This window comes from Streptomyces sp. NPDC031466 (assembly GCF_055581265.1).
The window spans coordinates 395,507-410,985 of sequence record NZ_JBVIJT010000002.1 but is presented as its reverse complement, the minus strand read 5'-3'; the positions used below and the strand labels follow the sequence as shown (position 1 = coordinate 410,985).

At 72.1% G+C, this 15,479-nt stretch carries 16 protein-coding genes; 9 read left to right on the top strand and 7 right to left on the bottom strand.

Annotation, left to right across the window (positions count from 1 at the left end; genetic code table 11):
• Positions 1-12: 12 nt before the first annotated feature.
• From thiO to ACZ5GP_RS04670, 6 genes are all read left to right on the top strand, one after another.
• Positions 13-1,182 (top strand): glycine oxidase ThiO, encoded by a 1,170-nt coding sequence (gene thiO / locus ACZ5GP_RS04695; protein WP_468749383.1) that lies wholly within the window; start codon positions 13-15, stop codon positions 1,180-1,182.
• On the top strand, positions 1,179-1,391 hold the full coding sequence (thiS, locus tag ACZ5GP_RS04690) for a sulfur carrier protein ThiS (protein ID WP_361081706.1): 213 nt from the start codon (positions 1,179-1,181) through the stop codon (positions 1,389-1,391). The genes thiO and thiS overlap by 4 nt, the downstream gene beginning before the upstream one ends.
• A gap of 7 nt (positions 1,392-1,398) precedes the next feature.
• Positions 1,399-2,202 carry a thiazole synthase gene (locus tag ACZ5GP_RS04685; RefSeq protein WP_468749382.1) on the top strand — a complete coding sequence of 268 codons (804 nt, stop codon included), beginning with the start codon at positions 1,399-1,401 and terminating at the stop codon, positions 2,200-2,202.
• A gap of 131 nt (positions 2,203-2,333) precedes the next feature.
• Positions 2,334-4,280 (top strand): Stk1 family PASTA domain-containing Ser/Thr kinase, encoded by a 1,947-nt coding sequence (pknB, locus tag ACZ5GP_RS04680; protein WP_468749381.1) that lies wholly within the window; start codon positions 2,334-2,336, stop codon positions 4,278-4,280.
• Between the two features lie 192 nt (positions 4,281-4,472).
• Positions 4,473-5,351, top strand: coding sequence for a deoxyribonuclease IV (locus ACZ5GP_RS04675; protein ID WP_468749682.1), 879 nt, complete (start codon positions 4,473-4,475; stop codon positions 5,349-5,351).
• A gap of 81 nt (positions 5,352-5,432) precedes the next feature.
• The gene (locus tag ACZ5GP_RS04670; protein ID WP_468749380.1) at positions 5,433-5,966 is read left to right on the top strand and encodes a DUF4396 domain-containing protein; all 534 of its coding nucleotides are present in this window, start codon (positions 5,433-5,435) and stop codon (positions 5,964-5,966) included.
• Positions 5,967-5,978: 12 nt separating this feature from the next.
• Here ACZ5GP_RS04670 and ACZ5GP_RS04665 read toward each other — a convergent pair whose 3' ends face one another.
• Positions 5,979-6,611, bottom strand: a complete 633-nt coding sequence (locus ACZ5GP_RS04665; protein ID WP_468749379.1) for a sulfite oxidase-like oxidoreductase — start codon at positions 6,609-6,611, stop codon at positions 5,979-5,981.
• A 166-nt stretch (positions 6,612-6,777) separates the two neighbouring features.
• Between ACZ5GP_RS04665 and bfr the strand changes: the two genes are divergently transcribed.
• Entirely contained in the window at positions 6,778-7,257 is a 480-nt protein-coding gene (gene bfr / locus ACZ5GP_RS04660) for a bacterioferritin (RefSeq protein WP_468749378.1), read from the top strand.
• Positions 7,258-7,278: 21 nt separating this feature from the next.
• On the opposite strand, the gene ACZ5GP_RS04655 is transcribed toward bfr, so the two are convergent.
• Both ACZ5GP_RS04655 and ACZ5GP_RS04650 read right to left on the bottom strand, forming a co-directional pair.
• Complete coding sequence (locus ACZ5GP_RS04655; protein ID WP_468749377.1) at positions 7,279-7,512, bottom strand: (2Fe-2S)-binding protein; 234 nt, start codon at positions 7,510-7,512, stop codon at positions 7,279-7,281.
• A 165-nt stretch (positions 7,513-7,677) separates the two neighbouring features.
• Entirely contained in the window at positions 7,678-9,030 is a 1,353-nt protein-coding gene (locus ACZ5GP_RS04650) for a class II 3-deoxy-7-phosphoheptulonate synthase (protein WP_468749376.1), read from the bottom strand.
• Positions 9,031-9,190: 160 nt separating this feature from the next.
• Between ACZ5GP_RS04650 and ACZ5GP_RS04645 the strand changes: the two genes are divergently transcribed.
• On the top strand, positions 9,191-9,250 hold the full coding sequence (locus ACZ5GP_RS04645) for a trp operon leader peptide (protein WP_106977022.1): 60 nt from the start codon (positions 9,191-9,193) through the stop codon (positions 9,248-9,250).
• 109 nt (positions 9,251-9,359) lie between these two features.
• Positions 9,360-11,258, top strand: a complete 1,899-nt coding sequence (locus ACZ5GP_RS04640) for an anthranilate synthase family protein (RefSeq protein WP_468749375.1) — start codon at positions 9,360-9,362, stop codon at positions 11,256-11,258.
• Here the strand turns inward: ACZ5GP_RS04640 and ACZ5GP_RS04635 are convergent.
• From ACZ5GP_RS04635 to macS, 4 genes are all read right to left on the bottom strand, one after another.
• Positions 11,201-12,205 (bottom strand): 2-hydroxyacid dehydrogenase, encoded by a 1,005-nt coding sequence (locus ACZ5GP_RS04635; RefSeq protein WP_468749374.1) that lies wholly within the window; start codon positions 12,203-12,205, stop codon positions 11,201-11,203. The two genes, ACZ5GP_RS04640 and ACZ5GP_RS04635, sit on opposite strands and share 58 nt — an antisense overlap.
• 88 nt (positions 12,206-12,293) lie before the next feature.
• Positions 12,294-13,331 carry a 6-phosphofructokinase gene (locus ACZ5GP_RS04630; RefSeq protein WP_468749373.1) on the bottom strand — a complete coding sequence of 346 codons (1,038 nt, stop codon included), beginning with the start codon at positions 13,329-13,331 and terminating at the stop codon, positions 12,294-12,296.
• A gap of 134 nt (positions 13,332-13,465) precedes the next feature.
• Positions 13,466-14,119 carry a response regulator gene (locus ACZ5GP_RS04625; protein WP_468749681.1) on the bottom strand — a complete coding sequence of 218 codons (654 nt, stop codon included), beginning with the start codon at positions 14,117-14,119 and terminating at the stop codon, positions 13,466-13,468.
• A gap of 92 nt (positions 14,120-14,211) precedes the next feature.
• Positions 14,212-15,453, bottom strand: coding sequence for a MacS family sensor histidine kinase (macS, locus tag ACZ5GP_RS04620; RefSeq protein WP_468749372.1), 1,242 nt, complete (start codon positions 15,451-15,453; stop codon positions 14,212-14,214).
• Positions 15,454-15,479 lie beyond the last annotated feature (26 nt).

Sequence of the window (15,479 nt, the reverse complement as noted above, 5' to 3'; positions counted from 1 at the left end):
TCCACGGGTCCGATGGACGTCCTCGTCGTGGGGGGCGGCATCATCGGCCTGGTCACGGCCTGGCGGGCCGCGCAGCGCGGACTCTCGGTCGCCGTCGTGGACCCCGAACCGGGCGGCGGCGCCGCGCGGGTCGCGGCCGGCATGCTGGCCGCCGTCACCGAACTGCACCACGGCGAGCAGACCCTGCTCGGGCTCAACCTCGCCTCCGCGCGCCGCTATCCGGCCTTCGTCGCCGAACTGACCGAGGCGAGCGGCCGCGACCTCGGCCATCGCGCGTGCGGCACGCTCGCGGTCGCGCTCGACGCCGACGACCGGGCCCACCTGCGCGAACTGCACGCCCTCCAGCGCCGTTCCGGCCTGGAGTCGGAGTGGCTGAGCGGCCGCGAGTGCCGCCGCTTGGAGCCGATGCTGGCCCCGGGCGTGCGGGGCGGGCTGCGGGTCGACGGCGACCACCAGGTCGACCCGCGCCGGCTCACGGCGGCGCTCCTGGTGGCCTGCGAGCGGGCGGGCGTCACCCTGCACCGCGCGTGGGCCGAGCGGCTGTCGGTCGTGGGCGAGCGGGCCCGGGGAGTGCTCCTCGGGGACGGCACCGAGCTGCAAGCGGGGCAGGTGGTGCTGGCGGCGGGCAGCCTCAGCGGGCGCCTGGCGGGCGTGCCGGACGACGTGCTGCCGCCCGTACGGCCGGTGAAGGGGCAGGTGCTGCGGCTGAGCGTGCCGAAGCCGTACGCGCCGTTCCTGAGCCGCACCGTGCGCGCGGTCGTGCGCGGCAGCCACCTCTACCTCGTGCCGCGCGAGAACGGCGAGCTGGTCGTCGGCGCCACCAGCGAGGAACTCGGCTGGGACACCACGGTCACAGCGGGCGGCGTCTACGAACTCCTGCGGGACGCCCACGAACTCGTGCCCGGCATCACGGAGCTGCCGCTGACCGAGACCCGCGCCGGTCTGCGCCCGGGCTCCCCCGACAACGCGCCGCTGCTCGGCCCGACCCGGCTGCCCGGCCTTCTGCTGGCCACCGGGCACTACCGCAACGGCGTGCTGCTGACGCCCGTGACGGGCGACGTCATGGCGCACGCCCTGACCACCGGGGAACTGCCCGACGAGGCCCGCCCGTTCACCCCGCTCCGCTTCACCGGGCCCTCCCCCGTCCCCCCTAGGCAGTCGTTCACGGAGCAACCCGCATGAGTACGAACATTTCCGTCTCCGTCAATGGAGAGGCGCGCGAAGTGGCCCCGGGCACCACGCTCGACGTCCTCGTCGCCACGCTCACCGCGGCGCCCTCCGGTGTCGCCGCCGCCCTCAACGAGACCGTCGTCCCGCGCGCGCGGTGGACCGGCACGGCACTCGCCGCCGGCGACCGCGTCGAAGTGCTCACCGCCGTCCAGGGAGGCTGATCCGACCATGGCAGACGACCCCTTCGTCCTCGGCGGGCTCACCCTCTCCTCGCGCCTGATCATGGGCACGGGCGGGGCGCCCAGCCTCGACGTCCTGGAGCGGTCCCTGGTCGCGTCCGGCACCGAGCTGACCACCGTCGCGATGCGCCGCCTCGACCCCGGCGTGCAGGGCTCCGTGCTCTCCGTCCTCGACCGGCTCGGCATCCGTGTCCTGCCGAACACGGCGGGCTGCTACACCGCCGGTGAGGCCGTCCTGACCGCCCGCCTCGCCCGCGAGGCGCTCGGCACGGACCTGGTGAAGCTGGAGGTCATCGCGGACGAGCGGACGCTGCTGCCCGACCCCATCGAGCTCCTGGACGCCGCCGAGACCCTGGTCGACGACGGTTTCACGGTCCTGCCGTACACGAACGACGACCCGGTGCTCGCCCGCAAGCTCCAGGACGTGGGCTGTGCGGCGATCATGCCGCTCGGCTCGCCCATCGGCTCGGGGCTCGGCATCCGCAACCCGCACAACTTCCAGCTGATCGTGGAGCACGCACGCGTGCCGGTGATCCTGGACGCGGGCGCGGGCACGGCGTCCGACGCCACGCTGGCGATGGAGCTGGGGTGCGCGGGCGTGATGCTCGCCTCGGCGGTGACGCGGGCGCAGGAGCCGGTCCTGATGGCGGAGGCCATGCGGCACGGCGTCGAGGCGGGGCGCCTCGCGTACCGGGCCGGGCGGATTCCCCGGCGGCACTTCGCGGAGGCGTCCTCTCCCGCGGAGGGCATGGCCAGGCTCGATCCGGAGCGGCCGGCGTTCGGGACGCCCTGAGAAAGGCGGGGCTCTGGGCGCTCGCGGCTGCCCGCCGGAGGGCCCGTCGCCCGTCACAGCTCGGCTGCAGTCCGGCCGCGGGGAGGACCGGCCGGGACGAGGTGTCGGTGGCGGCTCGTAGACTCCCCTGCGTGGACACGACCCTTCAGGACCCCCTCGTCGGGCAGCTGCTCGACAGCCGTTACCGGATCGAGGGGCGCATCGCGGTCGGCGGGATGGCCACGGTCTACCGGGCCGTGGACACCCGCCTCGACCGCGTGCTCGCGCTCAAGGTGATGCACCCCGCGCTGGCGGCCGACGCCTCCTTCGTGGACCGTTTCATCCGCGAGGCCAAATCGGTCGCCCGCCTCTCGCATCCGAACGTGGTGGGTGTCTTCGACCAGGGCACCGACGGGTCGTACGTCTATCTGGCGATGGAGTACATCGCGGGCTGCACCCTGCGCGACGTCCTGCGCGAGCGCGGTGCGCTCCAGCCGCGGGCCGCGCTCGACATCCTGGAGCCGGTCCTCGCCGCCCTCGGCGCCGCGCACCGCGCCGGGTTCGTGCACCGCGACATGAAGCCGGAGAACGTCCTGATAGGGGACGACGGCCGGGTCAAGGTCGCCGACTTCGGGCTCGTCCGCGCGGTGGACACCGTCACGAACACCACGGGCACCGTCCTTGGCACCGTCTCCTACCTCGCCCCCGAGCAGATCGAGCACGGCACGTCCGACACGCGTGTGGACGTGTACGCGTGCGGCGTCGTGCTCTACGAGATGCTGACCGGCGCCAAGCCGCACTCCGGGGACTCCCCCGCCCAAGTGCTCTACCAGCACCTCAACGAAGACGTGCCGCCCCCGTCGGCGGCCGTGCCCGGGCTCGCCCACGACCTCGACGGGCTGGTGGCCCACGCCACGGCCCGCACCCCCGACGCCCGCCCGTACGACGCGGTGGCGCTCCTCGCCCGGCTCCGGGAGGCCCGGGCCGCCCTGAGCGAGGAGCAGCTCGACGCGGTGCCGCCGCAGGCACACACGACGGAGCACGACAACGCCGAGGACCGCACCAGCGTCATCCCGCGCGCGGCCCGCTCCGGTCAGCTGCCGCTGCCCGCCGAGGGCGGCGCCGGGCAGGACCCGCTGAACCGCACGAGTGTCCTGCCGCCCCCGCCGGCCGCGCCGTCCGCGCCCGCCCGGCCGGGGCGCCGCCGCCTCGATCCGCGCCGCCGCACGCTCGCGGTGGTCGCCGCGGTGCTGCTGGCCCTCGGCCTGGGCGCCGGGGTCTGGTACATCAACTCCGGTCAGTTCACACAGGTCCCGCCGGTCCTGGCGAAGACCGAGGCGCAGGCCAGGCAGCGCCTGGCGGACGCCGGTCTGGAGGTGAAGGAGGTCAAGCGTGCCTACAGCGACACGGACAAGCGCGGCACGGTCATGGACAGCGACCCCGAGGCGGGCGACCGCATCCGGCAGAACGACCAGGTGACGCTGACCGTCTCGCGGGGCCCGGAGAAGGTGAAGGTGCCGGACGTCAAGGGCATCCCGCTGGCCAGGGCCAAGCAGGAACTGAAGAACTCCGGTCTCGCCCCGGGCATGGTCACCAAGGGCTTCAGCGACAGCGTCGAGAAGGGCTCCGTGATCAGCACGGACCCGAGGGCGGGCTTCACGCGCAAGGCGGACTCGGCCGTCGCCCTGGTGGTCAGCAAGGGCCGCGCGGTCCGGGTGCCCGACGTGACGGGTGACTCCGAGGCCGACGCCACCTCGGAGCTGGAGGACGCCGGGCTCAAGGTGCGGATCGATCCGAACCGGAAGCACTCCGACGAGGACAAGGGCGACGTCGTCGAGCAGTCCCCCGGGGCGGACGAGCAGCTCGCCGAGGGTGACACCGTCCGGCTGGTCATCTCCAAGGGCCCACCGATGGTCGAGGTCCCGGATGTGACCGGGATGAGCGTGGACGACGCCGAGGACGCGCTGGAGGGCGCGGGCTTCGACGTGGACAAGGACCGCGGTCTGCTCGGCCTCTTCGGGGACACGGTCAAGAAGCAGTCGGTGGACGGCGGCGACAAGGCCCCCAAGGGGTCGACGATCACCATCGAGATCCGCTGAGGTCATCGAGTTCTCCTGACCGGACCCGCGAGCCGCCGGTGGCCCGCCGAGCGGGCAGGCGCCCACCGGCGATACCCGTCGGCGCCGGTCGGATGTTCCGCTGGGGGCCATGACCAATCCCACCCCGCGCTGCTGCCCGCGCGCCCCCGCGCGCGTGCCACCCTTGACGGTGTGAGCAGCGACAACCCCCTCCTGACGGCGTCCCGCGGCGTCGCGTCCCGCAACCCCGTCGGCGGCCATGTGCCCGTGGCCGGCGGTCTGGCCTCCGTGGGGCTTTCCTACGCCCGGGACATCGGCGCCGAGGCCGTCCAGGTCTTCGTGGCCAATCCGCGCGGCTGGGCGACTCCGCCGGGGAACCCGAAGCAGGACGAGGCGTTCCGCGCGGCCTGCGCCGCCGAGAACATCCCGGCGTACGTCCACGCGCCCTACCTCATCAACTTCGGCTCGCACACCGGGGCGACCGCCGAGAAGTCCGTGGACTCCCTGCGCCACTCGCTGCACCGGGGCCGCGAGATCGGCGCGCTCGGCGTCGTCGTGCACACCGGTTCCGCGACGGGCGGACGGGAGCGCGGGGTCGCCCTCAAGCAGATGCGGGAACTGGTGCTGCCCCTGCTGGACGAGCTGACGCGCGACGACGACCCGTACCTGCTCCTTGAGTCGACCGCCGGCCAGGGCGCCTCGCTCTGCTCCCGCACCTGGGACTTCGGGCCGTACTTCGAGGCGCTGGACGCCCACCCGAGGCTGGGCGTGTGCCTGGACACCTGCCACATCTACGCGGCCGGGCACGACCTGGCGGGGCCCGGCGGCATGAAGCAGACCCTCGACCTCCTGGTCGACACGGTCGGCGAGGGCCGGCTGAAGCTCGTACACGCGAACGACTCCAAGGACGTCGTGGGCGCCCACAAGGACCGGCACGAGAACATCGGATCCGGCCACATCGGCGAGGAGCCCTTCCGCGAGCTGATGCTCCACCCCGCCACCGAGGGCGTACCGCTGATCATCGAGACGCCCGGCGGCAAGGAGGGGCACGCGGCGGACGTGGCGCGGCTCAAGGGGCTCAGGAGCAGCTAGAAACACTTGAATAGTACCCCCGGGGGGTATACGGTTCCTGCATGGCGGCAGGAACCGTTGCCTTACGTTGGGGAGCCAGTCATGGAGCACGAGACAGACGCCGAGCACACGCACCAGCACCACCAGCACCACGACCACACCTCGCAGGGCCACGCGCAGCACCACCCGCGGGGCGGCGCGGTCAGTTGGCGCATGGCCGCCCAGGCCACGTTGCACTGCCTCACGGGCTGCGCCATCGGCGAGGTGCTCGGGATGATCATCGGCACCGCGCTCGGCTGGGGCAACGTGCCGACGATGGTTCTCGCGATCGTCTTGGCGTTCACCTTCGGTTACGCCCTGACGCTGCGCGGCATCCGCAAGGCGGGCGTCGATTTCAGGACGGCCTTCCGCGTGGCACTCGCCGCCGACACGCTCTCCATCGCCGTGATGGAGCTGATCGACAACGGCGTGATCGCGCTGTGGCCCGGCGCCATGGACGCGCACCTGGGCGACCCGAAGTTCTGGTGGATCCTGGCCATCGCCCTGGCCGCCGCGTTCGTGGTCACCACCCCCGTGAACAAGTGGATGATCGGCCGCGGCAAGGGCCACGCGGTGGTGCACCAGTACCACCACTGAGCAGGTGGACCGCTAGAGCTCGGGGCCGTCCCCGGGCTCTTCCTGGTAGGAGTAGCGCTGCTCCCGCCAGGGGTCGCCGACGTTGTGATAGCCGCGCTCCTCCCAGAAGCCGCGGCGGTCGGCGGTCATGTACTCGACGCCGCGGACCCACTTGGGTCCCTTCCAGGCGTACAGATGCGGCACGACGAGCCGCAGGGGGAAGCCGTGCTCCGCGGTGAGCAGTTCGCCGCCCTTGTGGGTGGCGAAAATCGTGTCCTCGGCGGCGAAGTCCGCCATCCGCAGATTGGAGCTGAAGCCGTACTCGGCCCAGACCATGACGTGGCTGGCCTCGGGGGCGGGCGGCGCCAGCTCCAGGAGCGTGCGGGCGGGCACACCGCCCCATTCGGCGCCCAGCATGCTGAACTTCGTGACGCAGTGCAGATCGCCGACGACCGTGGCGTAGGGCAGGGCGGAGAACTCCTCGTGGGTCCAGCAGTGCTTCTCGCCGTCCGCCGTGGCCCCGAAGACCCTGAACTCCCAGCGCTCCGGGCGGAACTTCGGCACCGGACCGTAGTGCGTCACCGGCCAGCCGCGCTGCAGCCGCTGACCCGGCGGAAGCTCCGACTCCGCCGCCTGTCGAGATGCGCGTTCCGCCGGCTGACCCATGACTCCATCCTGACAGACCGGGGACAGTGGGAGTGACCAGACGAAGTCTGACAGATACGGATTCGGGCAACTCCTACTAAGCGTGCACTTACTGGACGGCTTCCGAACACCGGTGCAAAGATGCGCGCTACCTGCCCAGTTCACCCCCGTGGAAGGAGCCTCTGCGATGCAGGGCGACCCCGAGGTCCTCGAATTTCTCAACGAGCAGCTGACCGCCGAGCTGACGGCGATCAACCAGTACTTTCTCCACGCCAAGATGCAGGAGAACTTCGGCTGGACCAAGCTCGCCAAGTACACCCGCGCCGAGTCGTTCGACGAGATGAAGCACGCGGAGGTGCTGACCGACCGGATTCTGTTCCTCGACGGTCTGCCCAACTACCAGCGGCTCTTCCACGTCCGGGTGGGCCAGAGCGTCACCGAGATGTTCCAGGCGGACCGGCAGGTCGAGGTGGAGGCGATCGACCGCCTCAAGCGCGGCATCGAGGTCATGCGGGCCAAGGGCGACATCACCTCGGCCAACATCTTCGAGTCGATCCTCGCGGACGAGGAGCACCACATCGACTACCTCGACACCCAGCTCGAACTGGTCGAGAAGCTGGGCGAGCCGCTCTATCTGGCGCAGCTCATCGAGCAGCCGGAGAGCTGAGGCCCGCGGGCCCCGGCGGGACTAGGCCGCCTCCTCCAGCGAGGCAAGCGCCGGCGTTCCCTGGTCGACCAGCTCGCGGCGGGGGCACGCGCCCCGGCCGAGCAGTGCCTGGATGCGCCGTACGCACGAACCGCAGTCCGTGCCCGCCTTGCAGGCCGAGGCTATCTGGCGGGGGGTGCAGGCACCGGCCTCCGCGTGCTTCTTCACCTGCGCCTCGGTGACCCCGAAGCAGTTGCAGACGTACACGCGGCTCACCTCCCGGGCGGGGGACGGACAGGACTCATCAGCGGCGCCGTCCCGATTGATCGGTGAGGCTAACCTAACCTTACCCATGACTCCGGGGCCACAAAAGCCCCCGATACGCCGGTGGGGCGCGGATCACATGGATCCGCGCCCCACACGTGCGTATGTCCCGGGGACCTACTGGTCGCGGTACATCTCCGCCACCAGGAACGCCAGGTCGAGCGACTGGCTGCGGTTGAGCCGCGGGTCGCAGGCCGTCTCGTAGCGCTGGTGCAGGTCGTCGACGAAGATCTCGTCGCCGCCGCCCACGCACTCGGTGACGTCGTCACCGGTCAGCTCCACGTGGATGCCGCCCGGGTGGGTGCCGAGGGCCTTGTGGACCTCGAAGAAGCCCTTGACCTCGTCGAGCACGTCGTCGAAGCGGCGGGTCTTGTGGCCGGAGGCCGCCTCGTAGGTGTTGCCGTGCATCGGGTCGGTGATCCAGGCGACGGTCGCGCCGGAGGCGGTGACCTTCTCGACCAGCTCGGGCAGCTTGTCGCGGACCTTGTCGGCGCCCATGCGGACGATGAAGGTCAGTCGGCCGGGCTCGCGGTCGGGGTCGAGGCGCTCGATGTACTGGAGCGCCTCCTCGGCCGTGGTGGTCGGGCCGAGCTTGATGCCGATGGGGTTGCGGATCCGCGAGGCGAACTCGATGTGCGCGTGGTCGAGCTGGCGGGTGCGCTCACCGATCCAGACCATGTGGCCCGAGGTGTCGTAGAGCCGGCCGGTGCGGGAGTCGACGCGGGTCAGCGCGCCTTCGTAGTCGAGCAGCAGCGCCTCGTGGGAGGCGTAGAACTCGACGGTCTTGAACTCCTCCGGGTCGGTGCCGCAGGCCCGCATGAAGTGCAGCGCGTTGTCGATCTCGCGCGCCAGCTGCTCGTAACGCTGGCCGGACGGGGAGGACTTCACGAAGTCCTGGTTCCAGGCGTGCACCTGGCGCAGGTCGGCGTAGCCACCGGTGGTGAAGGCGCGGACCAGGTTGAGCGTGGAGGCGGAGGCGTGGTACATCCGCTTCAGGCGCTCGGGGTCCGGGATCCGGGCCTCTTCGGTGAAGGCGAAGCCGTTGACCGAGTCGCCGCGGTAGGTCGGCAGCGTCACGCCGTCGCGGGTCTCGGTCGGCTTGGAGCGCGGCTTGGAGTACTGCCCCGCGATACGGCCCACCTTCACGACGGGCACGGACGCCGCGTACGTGAGGACGGCACCCATCTGGAGCAGGGTCTTCAACTTGTTGCGGATGTGGTCGGCCGACACGGCGTCGAAGGCCTCGGCGCAGTCGCCGCCCTGGAGCAGGAACGCCTCTCCCTTGGCGACAGAGGCCAGTCGGGCGCGCAGCTGGTCGCACTCGCCCGCGAAGACGAGCGGCGGATACGACTCGAGGTCCGCGATCACATCGCGCAGAGCCTCGGCATCGGGGTACTCGGGCTGCTGCGCCGCGGGCAGGTTTCGCCAGGTGTTGCCACCGGTTGCGGTGGTCTTAGCGTTCACGGTCACCTCGTCAACATTACGGGGTCGGACGCACCGGTCCATTCACCCGCTCACCAAGTGAGACGGAGCAGACACGGAAGAGCGCCCGCCCCGCGCGGCCCGCCCGCGTACGACGTCCGCCCCGGCCGGCGCCTCGATCCGCAGATGATGCGCTAAGGTGCCGGACATGCACGCGCAGACGACGACGCGAAACTGGTGGTGGCCCGCTCATCCGGCGGCCCACTGACTGCGCGTACGCACGACTCGCGAAGGCCGCCCGAGGGGCGGCCTTCTGTGTTTCCCGACACTCGTCGGGGCCGGGCCGTTCCTCCTTCGAGTGAGAAGGAATCCGACCCATGCAGCCGACCGTCCTCACCGCCCTGCTCCGCCGCGACCGCCCGTTCGCCCTGCTGCGCCGCCGCACGCCGGGCCGCGACCACGACACGGTCGAGGTCCTCATCGGCCCGACGGCCACCTACGACCGCCTGGCGGACATCCCGGAGGGCCTCGCGCTCGTGCCCTTCCGGCAGATCAGGGAGCGCGGTTTCGACGTCCGCGACGACGGCACGCCGCTGACCGTCCTCACCCCCGAGGAGACGCACGAACTGCCGCTCGACGCGGCCCTGGCGGCGCTGCCCGCGCACGACGTGCGGGTCGAGGGCGGCGCCTTCGACGTGGACGACGCGGCGTACGCGGACATCGTCGGGCGCGTCCTGCGCGAGGAGATCGGGCGGGGCGAGGGCGCAAACTTCGTCATCCGCCGGACCTACGAGGGCGAGATCCCGGGGTTCGGCAGAGCGGACGCCCTCGCGCTCTTCCGGCGGCTCCTGGTCGGCGAGCGGGGGGCGTACTGGACGTACGTCGTGCACACCGGGGAGCGCACGCTCGTCGGGGCGAGCCCTGAGGTGCACGTGCGGATGTCGGGCGGGACGGTCGTCATGAACCCGATCAGCGGCACCTACCGCTACCCGGCCGACGGGCCGACCGCCGACGACCTGCTGGCCTTCCTCGCCGACGGCAAGGAGATCGAGGAGCTGTCGATGGTCGTCGACGAGGAGCTCAAGATGATGTGCACCGTCGGCGACAGGGGCGGGGTCGTGATCGGGCCGCGCCTGAAGGAGATGGCCCACCTCGCGCACACCGAGTACGAGTTGCGCGGCAAGTCCTCGCTGGACGTGCGGGAGGTCCTGAAGGAGACCATGTTCGCGGCGACCGTCACCGGGTCGCCCGTGCAGAACGCCTGCCGCGTCATCGAACGCCACGAGGCCGGGGGCCGGGGCTATTACGCCGGCGCCCTCGCGCTCGTCGGCCGGGACGCGGGCGGCGCGCAGACCCTGGACTCCCCCATCCTGATCCGCACCGCCGACATCAGTGCCGCCGGGAGGCTGCGGGTGCCGGTCGGGGCGACGCTGGTGCGCGGCTCGGACCCCGCGGGCGAGGTCGCGGAGACCCACGCCAAGGCGGCGGGCGTGCTGGCCGCCCTCGGCGTACGCCCCGGGCGGCCGCGCCACGAGGACGTGCGCCCCGCCCTCGCCGACGAGCCACGCGTGCGTGCCGCTCTGGACGGGCGGCGCGCCCACCTGGCGCCGTTCTGGCTGCGGATGCAGGAGCCGGCCCATGAGCTGACCGGGCGCGCGCTCGTCGTGGACGGCGAGGACACGTTCACCGCGATGCTCGCGCACGTCCTGCGCTCCCTGGGGCTCGACGTATCGGTGCGGCGGTACGACGAGGCGGGGCTGCGGGAGGCGGTGCTCGCGCACCGGGGGCCCGTCGTGCTCGGCCCCGGGCCCGGCGACCCGTCCGACCTCGCCGACCCGAAGATGCGGTTCCTGCGCTCCCTGACGGCGGAGGTGCTCGCCGCCCACGAGCACGGCGTGCTGGGCGTCTGCCTCGGGCACGAGCTGATCGCGGCGGAACTGGGTCTGGAGATCGTCCGGAAGGACGTGCCGTACCAGGGCGCGCAGAGCGACGTCGACCTGTTCGGGCGGACCGAGACGGTGGGGTTCTACAACAGCTTCGTGGCGCACTGCGACGACGCGGCGGCGGCGGAGCTGGCCGCGCGCGGCGTGGAGGTCAGCAGGGACCCGGCGAGCGGCGCGGTCCACGCGCTGCGCGGGGACTCGTTCGCGGGCGTGCAGTTCCATCCGGAGTCGGTGCTGACGCTGCGCGGCACCGAGGTCGTGCGGGAGCTGCTCGGTCAGGTCCTGTCCACGGCGGGGACCAGGACGTTCTCGCTGCGGCGGCCCTCGACGTAGTCCAGGACGTTGGCCAGGGTGGTGTCGATGATCTGGCCGACGGCGTCCGCGGTGTAGTACGCCTGGTGGGACGTGACCAGCACGTTCGGGAACGTCACGAGGCGGGCCAGGGTGTCGTCCGCCATGGCCTCCAGGGACTTGTCGAGGAAGAACAGGCCCGCCTCCGCCTCGTACACGTCGAGGCCCACGCCCGTGAAGCGCCCGGCGCGCAGCTCGGCGACGAGGGCCTCGGTGTCGATGAGTCCGCCGCGGCTGGAGTTCACCAGGATCGCGTCGTCCTTCATCGCCCGCAGCGCCGCCGCGTCCAGGAGGTGCTGCGTGGAGGGGAGCAGCGGCACGTGCAGGCTGAGCAGATCGGCCTCGGCGAAGAGCCGGTCCTTCGCCACGTACGTCATGCCCAGCTCGACGCAGGCTTGGTTGGGCACGGCGTCCCAGCCGAGCAGGCGCATGCCGAAGCCGTGCGCGATCCGCGTGAACGCCTCGCCGATCCTGCCGGTGCCGAGGACGCCGACGGTGCGGCCGCGCAGATCGCGGCCCATCAGCCCGTCGAGGCGGAAGTCGAAGTCGCGGGTGCGGTTGCTCGCCCGGACGATGCGGCGGTTGACGGCCATCGCGAGCGTCCAGGCGAATTCGGCCACGGAGTACGGCGAGTAGGACGAGACGCGGGCGACGGTCAGGCCGAGGCGCTCGGCGACCTGGAGGTCGATGTTGTTGAACCCGGTGGAGCGCTGGGCGATCATCTGCGTGCCGCCGGCCGCGAGGGTCTGCAGGACGCGGTTGTCCAGGGTCGCGTTGACGCTGGAGGAGATGACCTCGTAGCCCGCGGCGATGGGAGCGGTGTCCTCGTCGAGGAAGACGTCGAGGCAGCGGACGTCGTGGTGTCCCTCGAAGGCCTTCTCCAGCAGCGGCTTCTCGTCCGACTGCACGCCGAATGCGAGGATCTCCATGGGCGTGAGTCTAGGGAGCGCCGACCGGGACGGCACCCCGGGCCGGGCCGGGGTGCCGTCCCTCGGGCCGGTGGGGGTGCCCTCGCCGTCAGCCGAAGAAGACGCCGACCTCCTCGTACAGCGCCGGGTCCACCGTCTTCAGGCGGGCCGTGGCCTCCGCGATCGGGACGCGGACGATGTCCGTGCCGCGCAGCGCGACCATCTTGCCGAAGTCGCCGTCGCGCACCGCCTCGATCGCGTGCAGGCCGAAGCGGGTGGCGAGCCAGCGGTCGAAGGCGCTCGGGGTGCCGCCGCGCTGGACGTGGCCGAGGACCGTGGTGCGCGCCTCCTTGCCGGTGCGTCCCTCGATCTCCTTGGCGAGCCACTCGCCGACCCCGGAGAGCCGGACGTGCCCGAAGGAGTCCTGCGTACCGTCCTTGAGGACCATCTCGCCGTCCCTGGGCATCGCTCCTTCGGCGACGACGACGATCGGTGCGTACGACGCCTTGAACCGCGAGGTCACCCAGGCGCAGACCTGCTCGACGTCGAAGCGCTGCTCGGGGATGAGGATGACGTTGGCGCCGCCGGCGAGGCCCGAGTGCAGGGCGATCCAGCCGGCGTGCCGGCCCATGACCTCCACGACGAGGACCCGCATGTGGGACTCGGCGGTGGTGTGCAGGCGGTCGATCGCCTCGGTGGCGATGCCGACGGCGGTGTCGAAGCCGAAGGTGTAGTCGGTGGCGGAGAGGTCGTTGTCGATGGTCTTCGGGACGCCGACGACCGGGACGCCGTACTCGTCGGTGAGGCGCGCGGCGACACCGAGCGTGTCCTCGCCGCCGATCGCGACGAGGGAGTCGACCTCGTACTTGGCGAGGTTCTCCTTGATGCGCCGCACGCCGTTCTCCGCCTTGAACGGGTTGGTGCGCGAGGAGCCGAGGATGGTGCCGCCGCGCGGCAGGATGCCGCGGACCGCGGGGATGTCGAGCGGGACGGTGTCGCCCTCCAGCGGACCGCGCCAGCCGTCCCGGAACCCGACGAAGTCGTAGTCGTACTCCTGCACGCCCTTGCGGACGATGCCCCGGATGACGGCGTTGAGCCCGGGGCAGTCGCCGCCGCCGGTCAGTACGCCGATTTTCTTGGCCCCCATGGAAGAGTCCCTTCGCCTCAGTGACCTGACGCGAGTCACGCTAATGGTGATCCAGGTCACCCGGGGACGGGGCGTACGGTCAATTCCCCACCTGGATAAGGGAGTTGATCAGGGGCGTTCACTCGTACGAGGGGTCAGGCGTCGTCGGCCCTGTCGATGCCGCGCTCGATCGCGTACCGCACGAGCTCCACCCTGTTGTGCAGCTGGAGCTTGCCCAGGGTGTTCTGGACGTGGTTCTGCACGGTCCGGTGGGAGATGACCAGGCGCTCGGCGATCTGCTTGTAGCTCAGGCCCTTGGCGACCAGGCGCAGGACCTCCGTCTCCCGGTCGGTGAGGCGCGGGGCCTTCGGGTCGTCCGGGGTGCCGGTCGCGGGCTCGGTGGCCAGCCGGCGGTACTCGCCGAGGACCAGGCCCGCGAGGCCCGGGGTGAAGACCGCGTCGCCGACGGCCGTGCGGCGCACGGCGTCGATCAGCTCCTCCGTGGACGCCGACTTCAGGAGATAGCCGGTGGCCCCCGACTTGACCGCCTCCAGGACGTCGGCGTGCTCGCCGCTCGCCGACAGGACGAGGACGCGCAGCGCGGGGTTGGCGGCGACCAGCTCCTTGCAGACCTGGACGCCGGGCTTCAGGGGGAGGTTCAGGTCCAGGACGAGCACGTCGGGGGCGGCGGCCTGTGCGCGGCGGACGGCCTGCTCGCCGTCCCCGGCGGTGGCGACCACGTCCAGGCCCGCCTCGGCGAGATCGCGGGCGACCGCGTCGCGCCACATCGGGTGGTCGTCGACGACCATGACCCTGATGGCGGCGGCGCCGCCCGCCGTCCGTCCGGGGCCGCCGCCGGCCTCCGCGGGCACCCGCCCGGCCTGCTGTCGCTGCTGCTCGCTCATCGTGTCCTTCCTGCCTTCCCCCGGGTGTCCCGTGCCGCTTCGCGCGGGACCCTCAATTCCACTTCCGTGCCCTGGCCCGGCACCGAGAGCAGCTCCGCCGTGCCCCCGATGTCCCGCAGCCGCCCCCGGATCGACAGGGCGACGCCGAGGCGCCCCTCCCCTTCGGCCTCGGCGAGCCGGCCCTCCGGGATGCCCGGTCCGTCGTCCCGGACCGTCACGATGACCTCGCCCGGCTCGTCCTCGACCAGGATCCAGGCGTGGGCGTCCGCTCCGGCGTGTCTGCGGACATTGTCCAGTGCGGCAGCGACAGCGGCCGCCAGCTCCCGGGCGGCGGGCGGCGCGAGGAGCACCGGGGCGCCCGGTTCGGACAGGGTCACCTTCGCTCCGGCGTGCGGGGCGAGGAGCGGGCGCACATCGCGGGGCGCCGTGTCGTCGGGCTCCTCGTCGACTTCCTCGACCAGGCGTACGAGCGCGCCCTGGGCGGCGTCCTCCGAGGCGCGCGAGGCGGGCACCAGGCCGCCGGCGACCAGGGTGCGCAGCGCCACTTCCTGCTCGCCCGCCAGCCGGCCCAGCTCGGCGGCCTCGCCGCCGATGGCGGTGCCGCGCCGCTGCACCATGGCGAGGACCTGGAGGACGCTGTCGTGGATGTCGCGGGCGAGGCGCTCGCGCTCACGGGTCGCGGCCTCGATCTCCAGGGCGCGTGCCAGGGTGCGCTCGGAGGCGCGGGCCACCTCCACGACGTAGCCGATGGCGATGGAGGCGATGCACACGAGCAGGACGTTGTGCACGGTGTCGCGGCTGAACGCGCCGCGCTGCACGACGTTGGCGACGCCCACCAGCAGGGAGGCGAGGGCCGCCCAGCGCCAGCCGCCCTTGATGGCGAACGCGAGGACGGCGCCGGCGGTCCATATGGAGGGCAGCGTCGGCCCGCCGTTGACGATCCGCTGGTGCGCGTCGGCGAGCGGCGTGAGCAGGATGCCCACGAGGGCCACGGTCAGGTCGGTGACGAGGAACCGCCGGGTGCAGCTCGCGGCGCCGGCCACGCGGGGCAGCGAGCCGAGCGTCCAGCCGGCGAGCACCACGTAGTACGCGATGGCCACCCAGGGGCGGTCGGGTCTCTCGTGCGCCGTCGAGAAGAGGCCGATCGCGTAGAGCATCGTCAGGACGCGGTAGCCGGCGAGCGCGCGCCAGAGCGGCTGCTCGACCGACATCCTCATGACTCTCTCGCGCCTGACCACGACCCCGTCCCCCGCGTCCCCGTGCC

Coding starts and splice junctions, on each gene's coding strand:
- thiO (WP_468749383.1), top strand. CDS start 13: ATGGACGTCCTCGTCGTGGGGGGCGGCATCATCGGCCTGGTCACGGCC.
- thiS (WP_361081706.1), top strand. CDS start 1,179: ATGAGTACGAACATTTCCGTCTCCGTCAATGGAGAGGCGCGCGAAGTG.
- ACZ5GP_RS04685 (WP_468749382.1), top strand. CDS start 1,399: ATGGCAGACGACCCCTTCGTCCTCGGCGGGCTCACCCTCTCCTCGCGC.
- ACZ5GP_RS04670 (WP_468749380.1), top strand. CDS start 5,433: ATGGAGCACGAGACAGACGCCGAGCACACGCACCAGCACCACCAGCAC.
- ACZ5GP_RS04665 (WP_468749379.1), bottom strand. CDS start 6,611: ATGGGTCAGCCGGCGGAACGCGCATCTCGACAGGCGGCGGAGTCGGAG.
- bfr (WP_468749378.1), top strand. CDS start 6,778: ATGCAGGGCGACCCCGAGGTCCTCGAATTTCTCAACGAGCAGCTGACC.
- ACZ5GP_RS04640 (WP_468749375.1), top strand. CDS start 9,360: ATGCAGCCGACCGTCCTCACCGCCCTGCTCCGCCGCGACCGCCCGTTC.
- ACZ5GP_RS04635 (WP_468749374.1), bottom strand. CDS start 12,205: ATGGAGATCCTCGCATTCGGCGTGCAGTCGGACGAGAAGCCGCTGCTG.
- ACZ5GP_RS04630 (WP_468749373.1), bottom strand. CDS start 13,331: ATGGGGGCCAAGAAAATCGGCGTACTGACCGGCGGCGGCGACTGCCCC.
- ACZ5GP_RS04625 (WP_468749681.1), bottom strand. CDS start 14,119: ATGGTCGTCGACGACCACCCGATGTGGCGCGACGCGGTCGCCCGCGAT.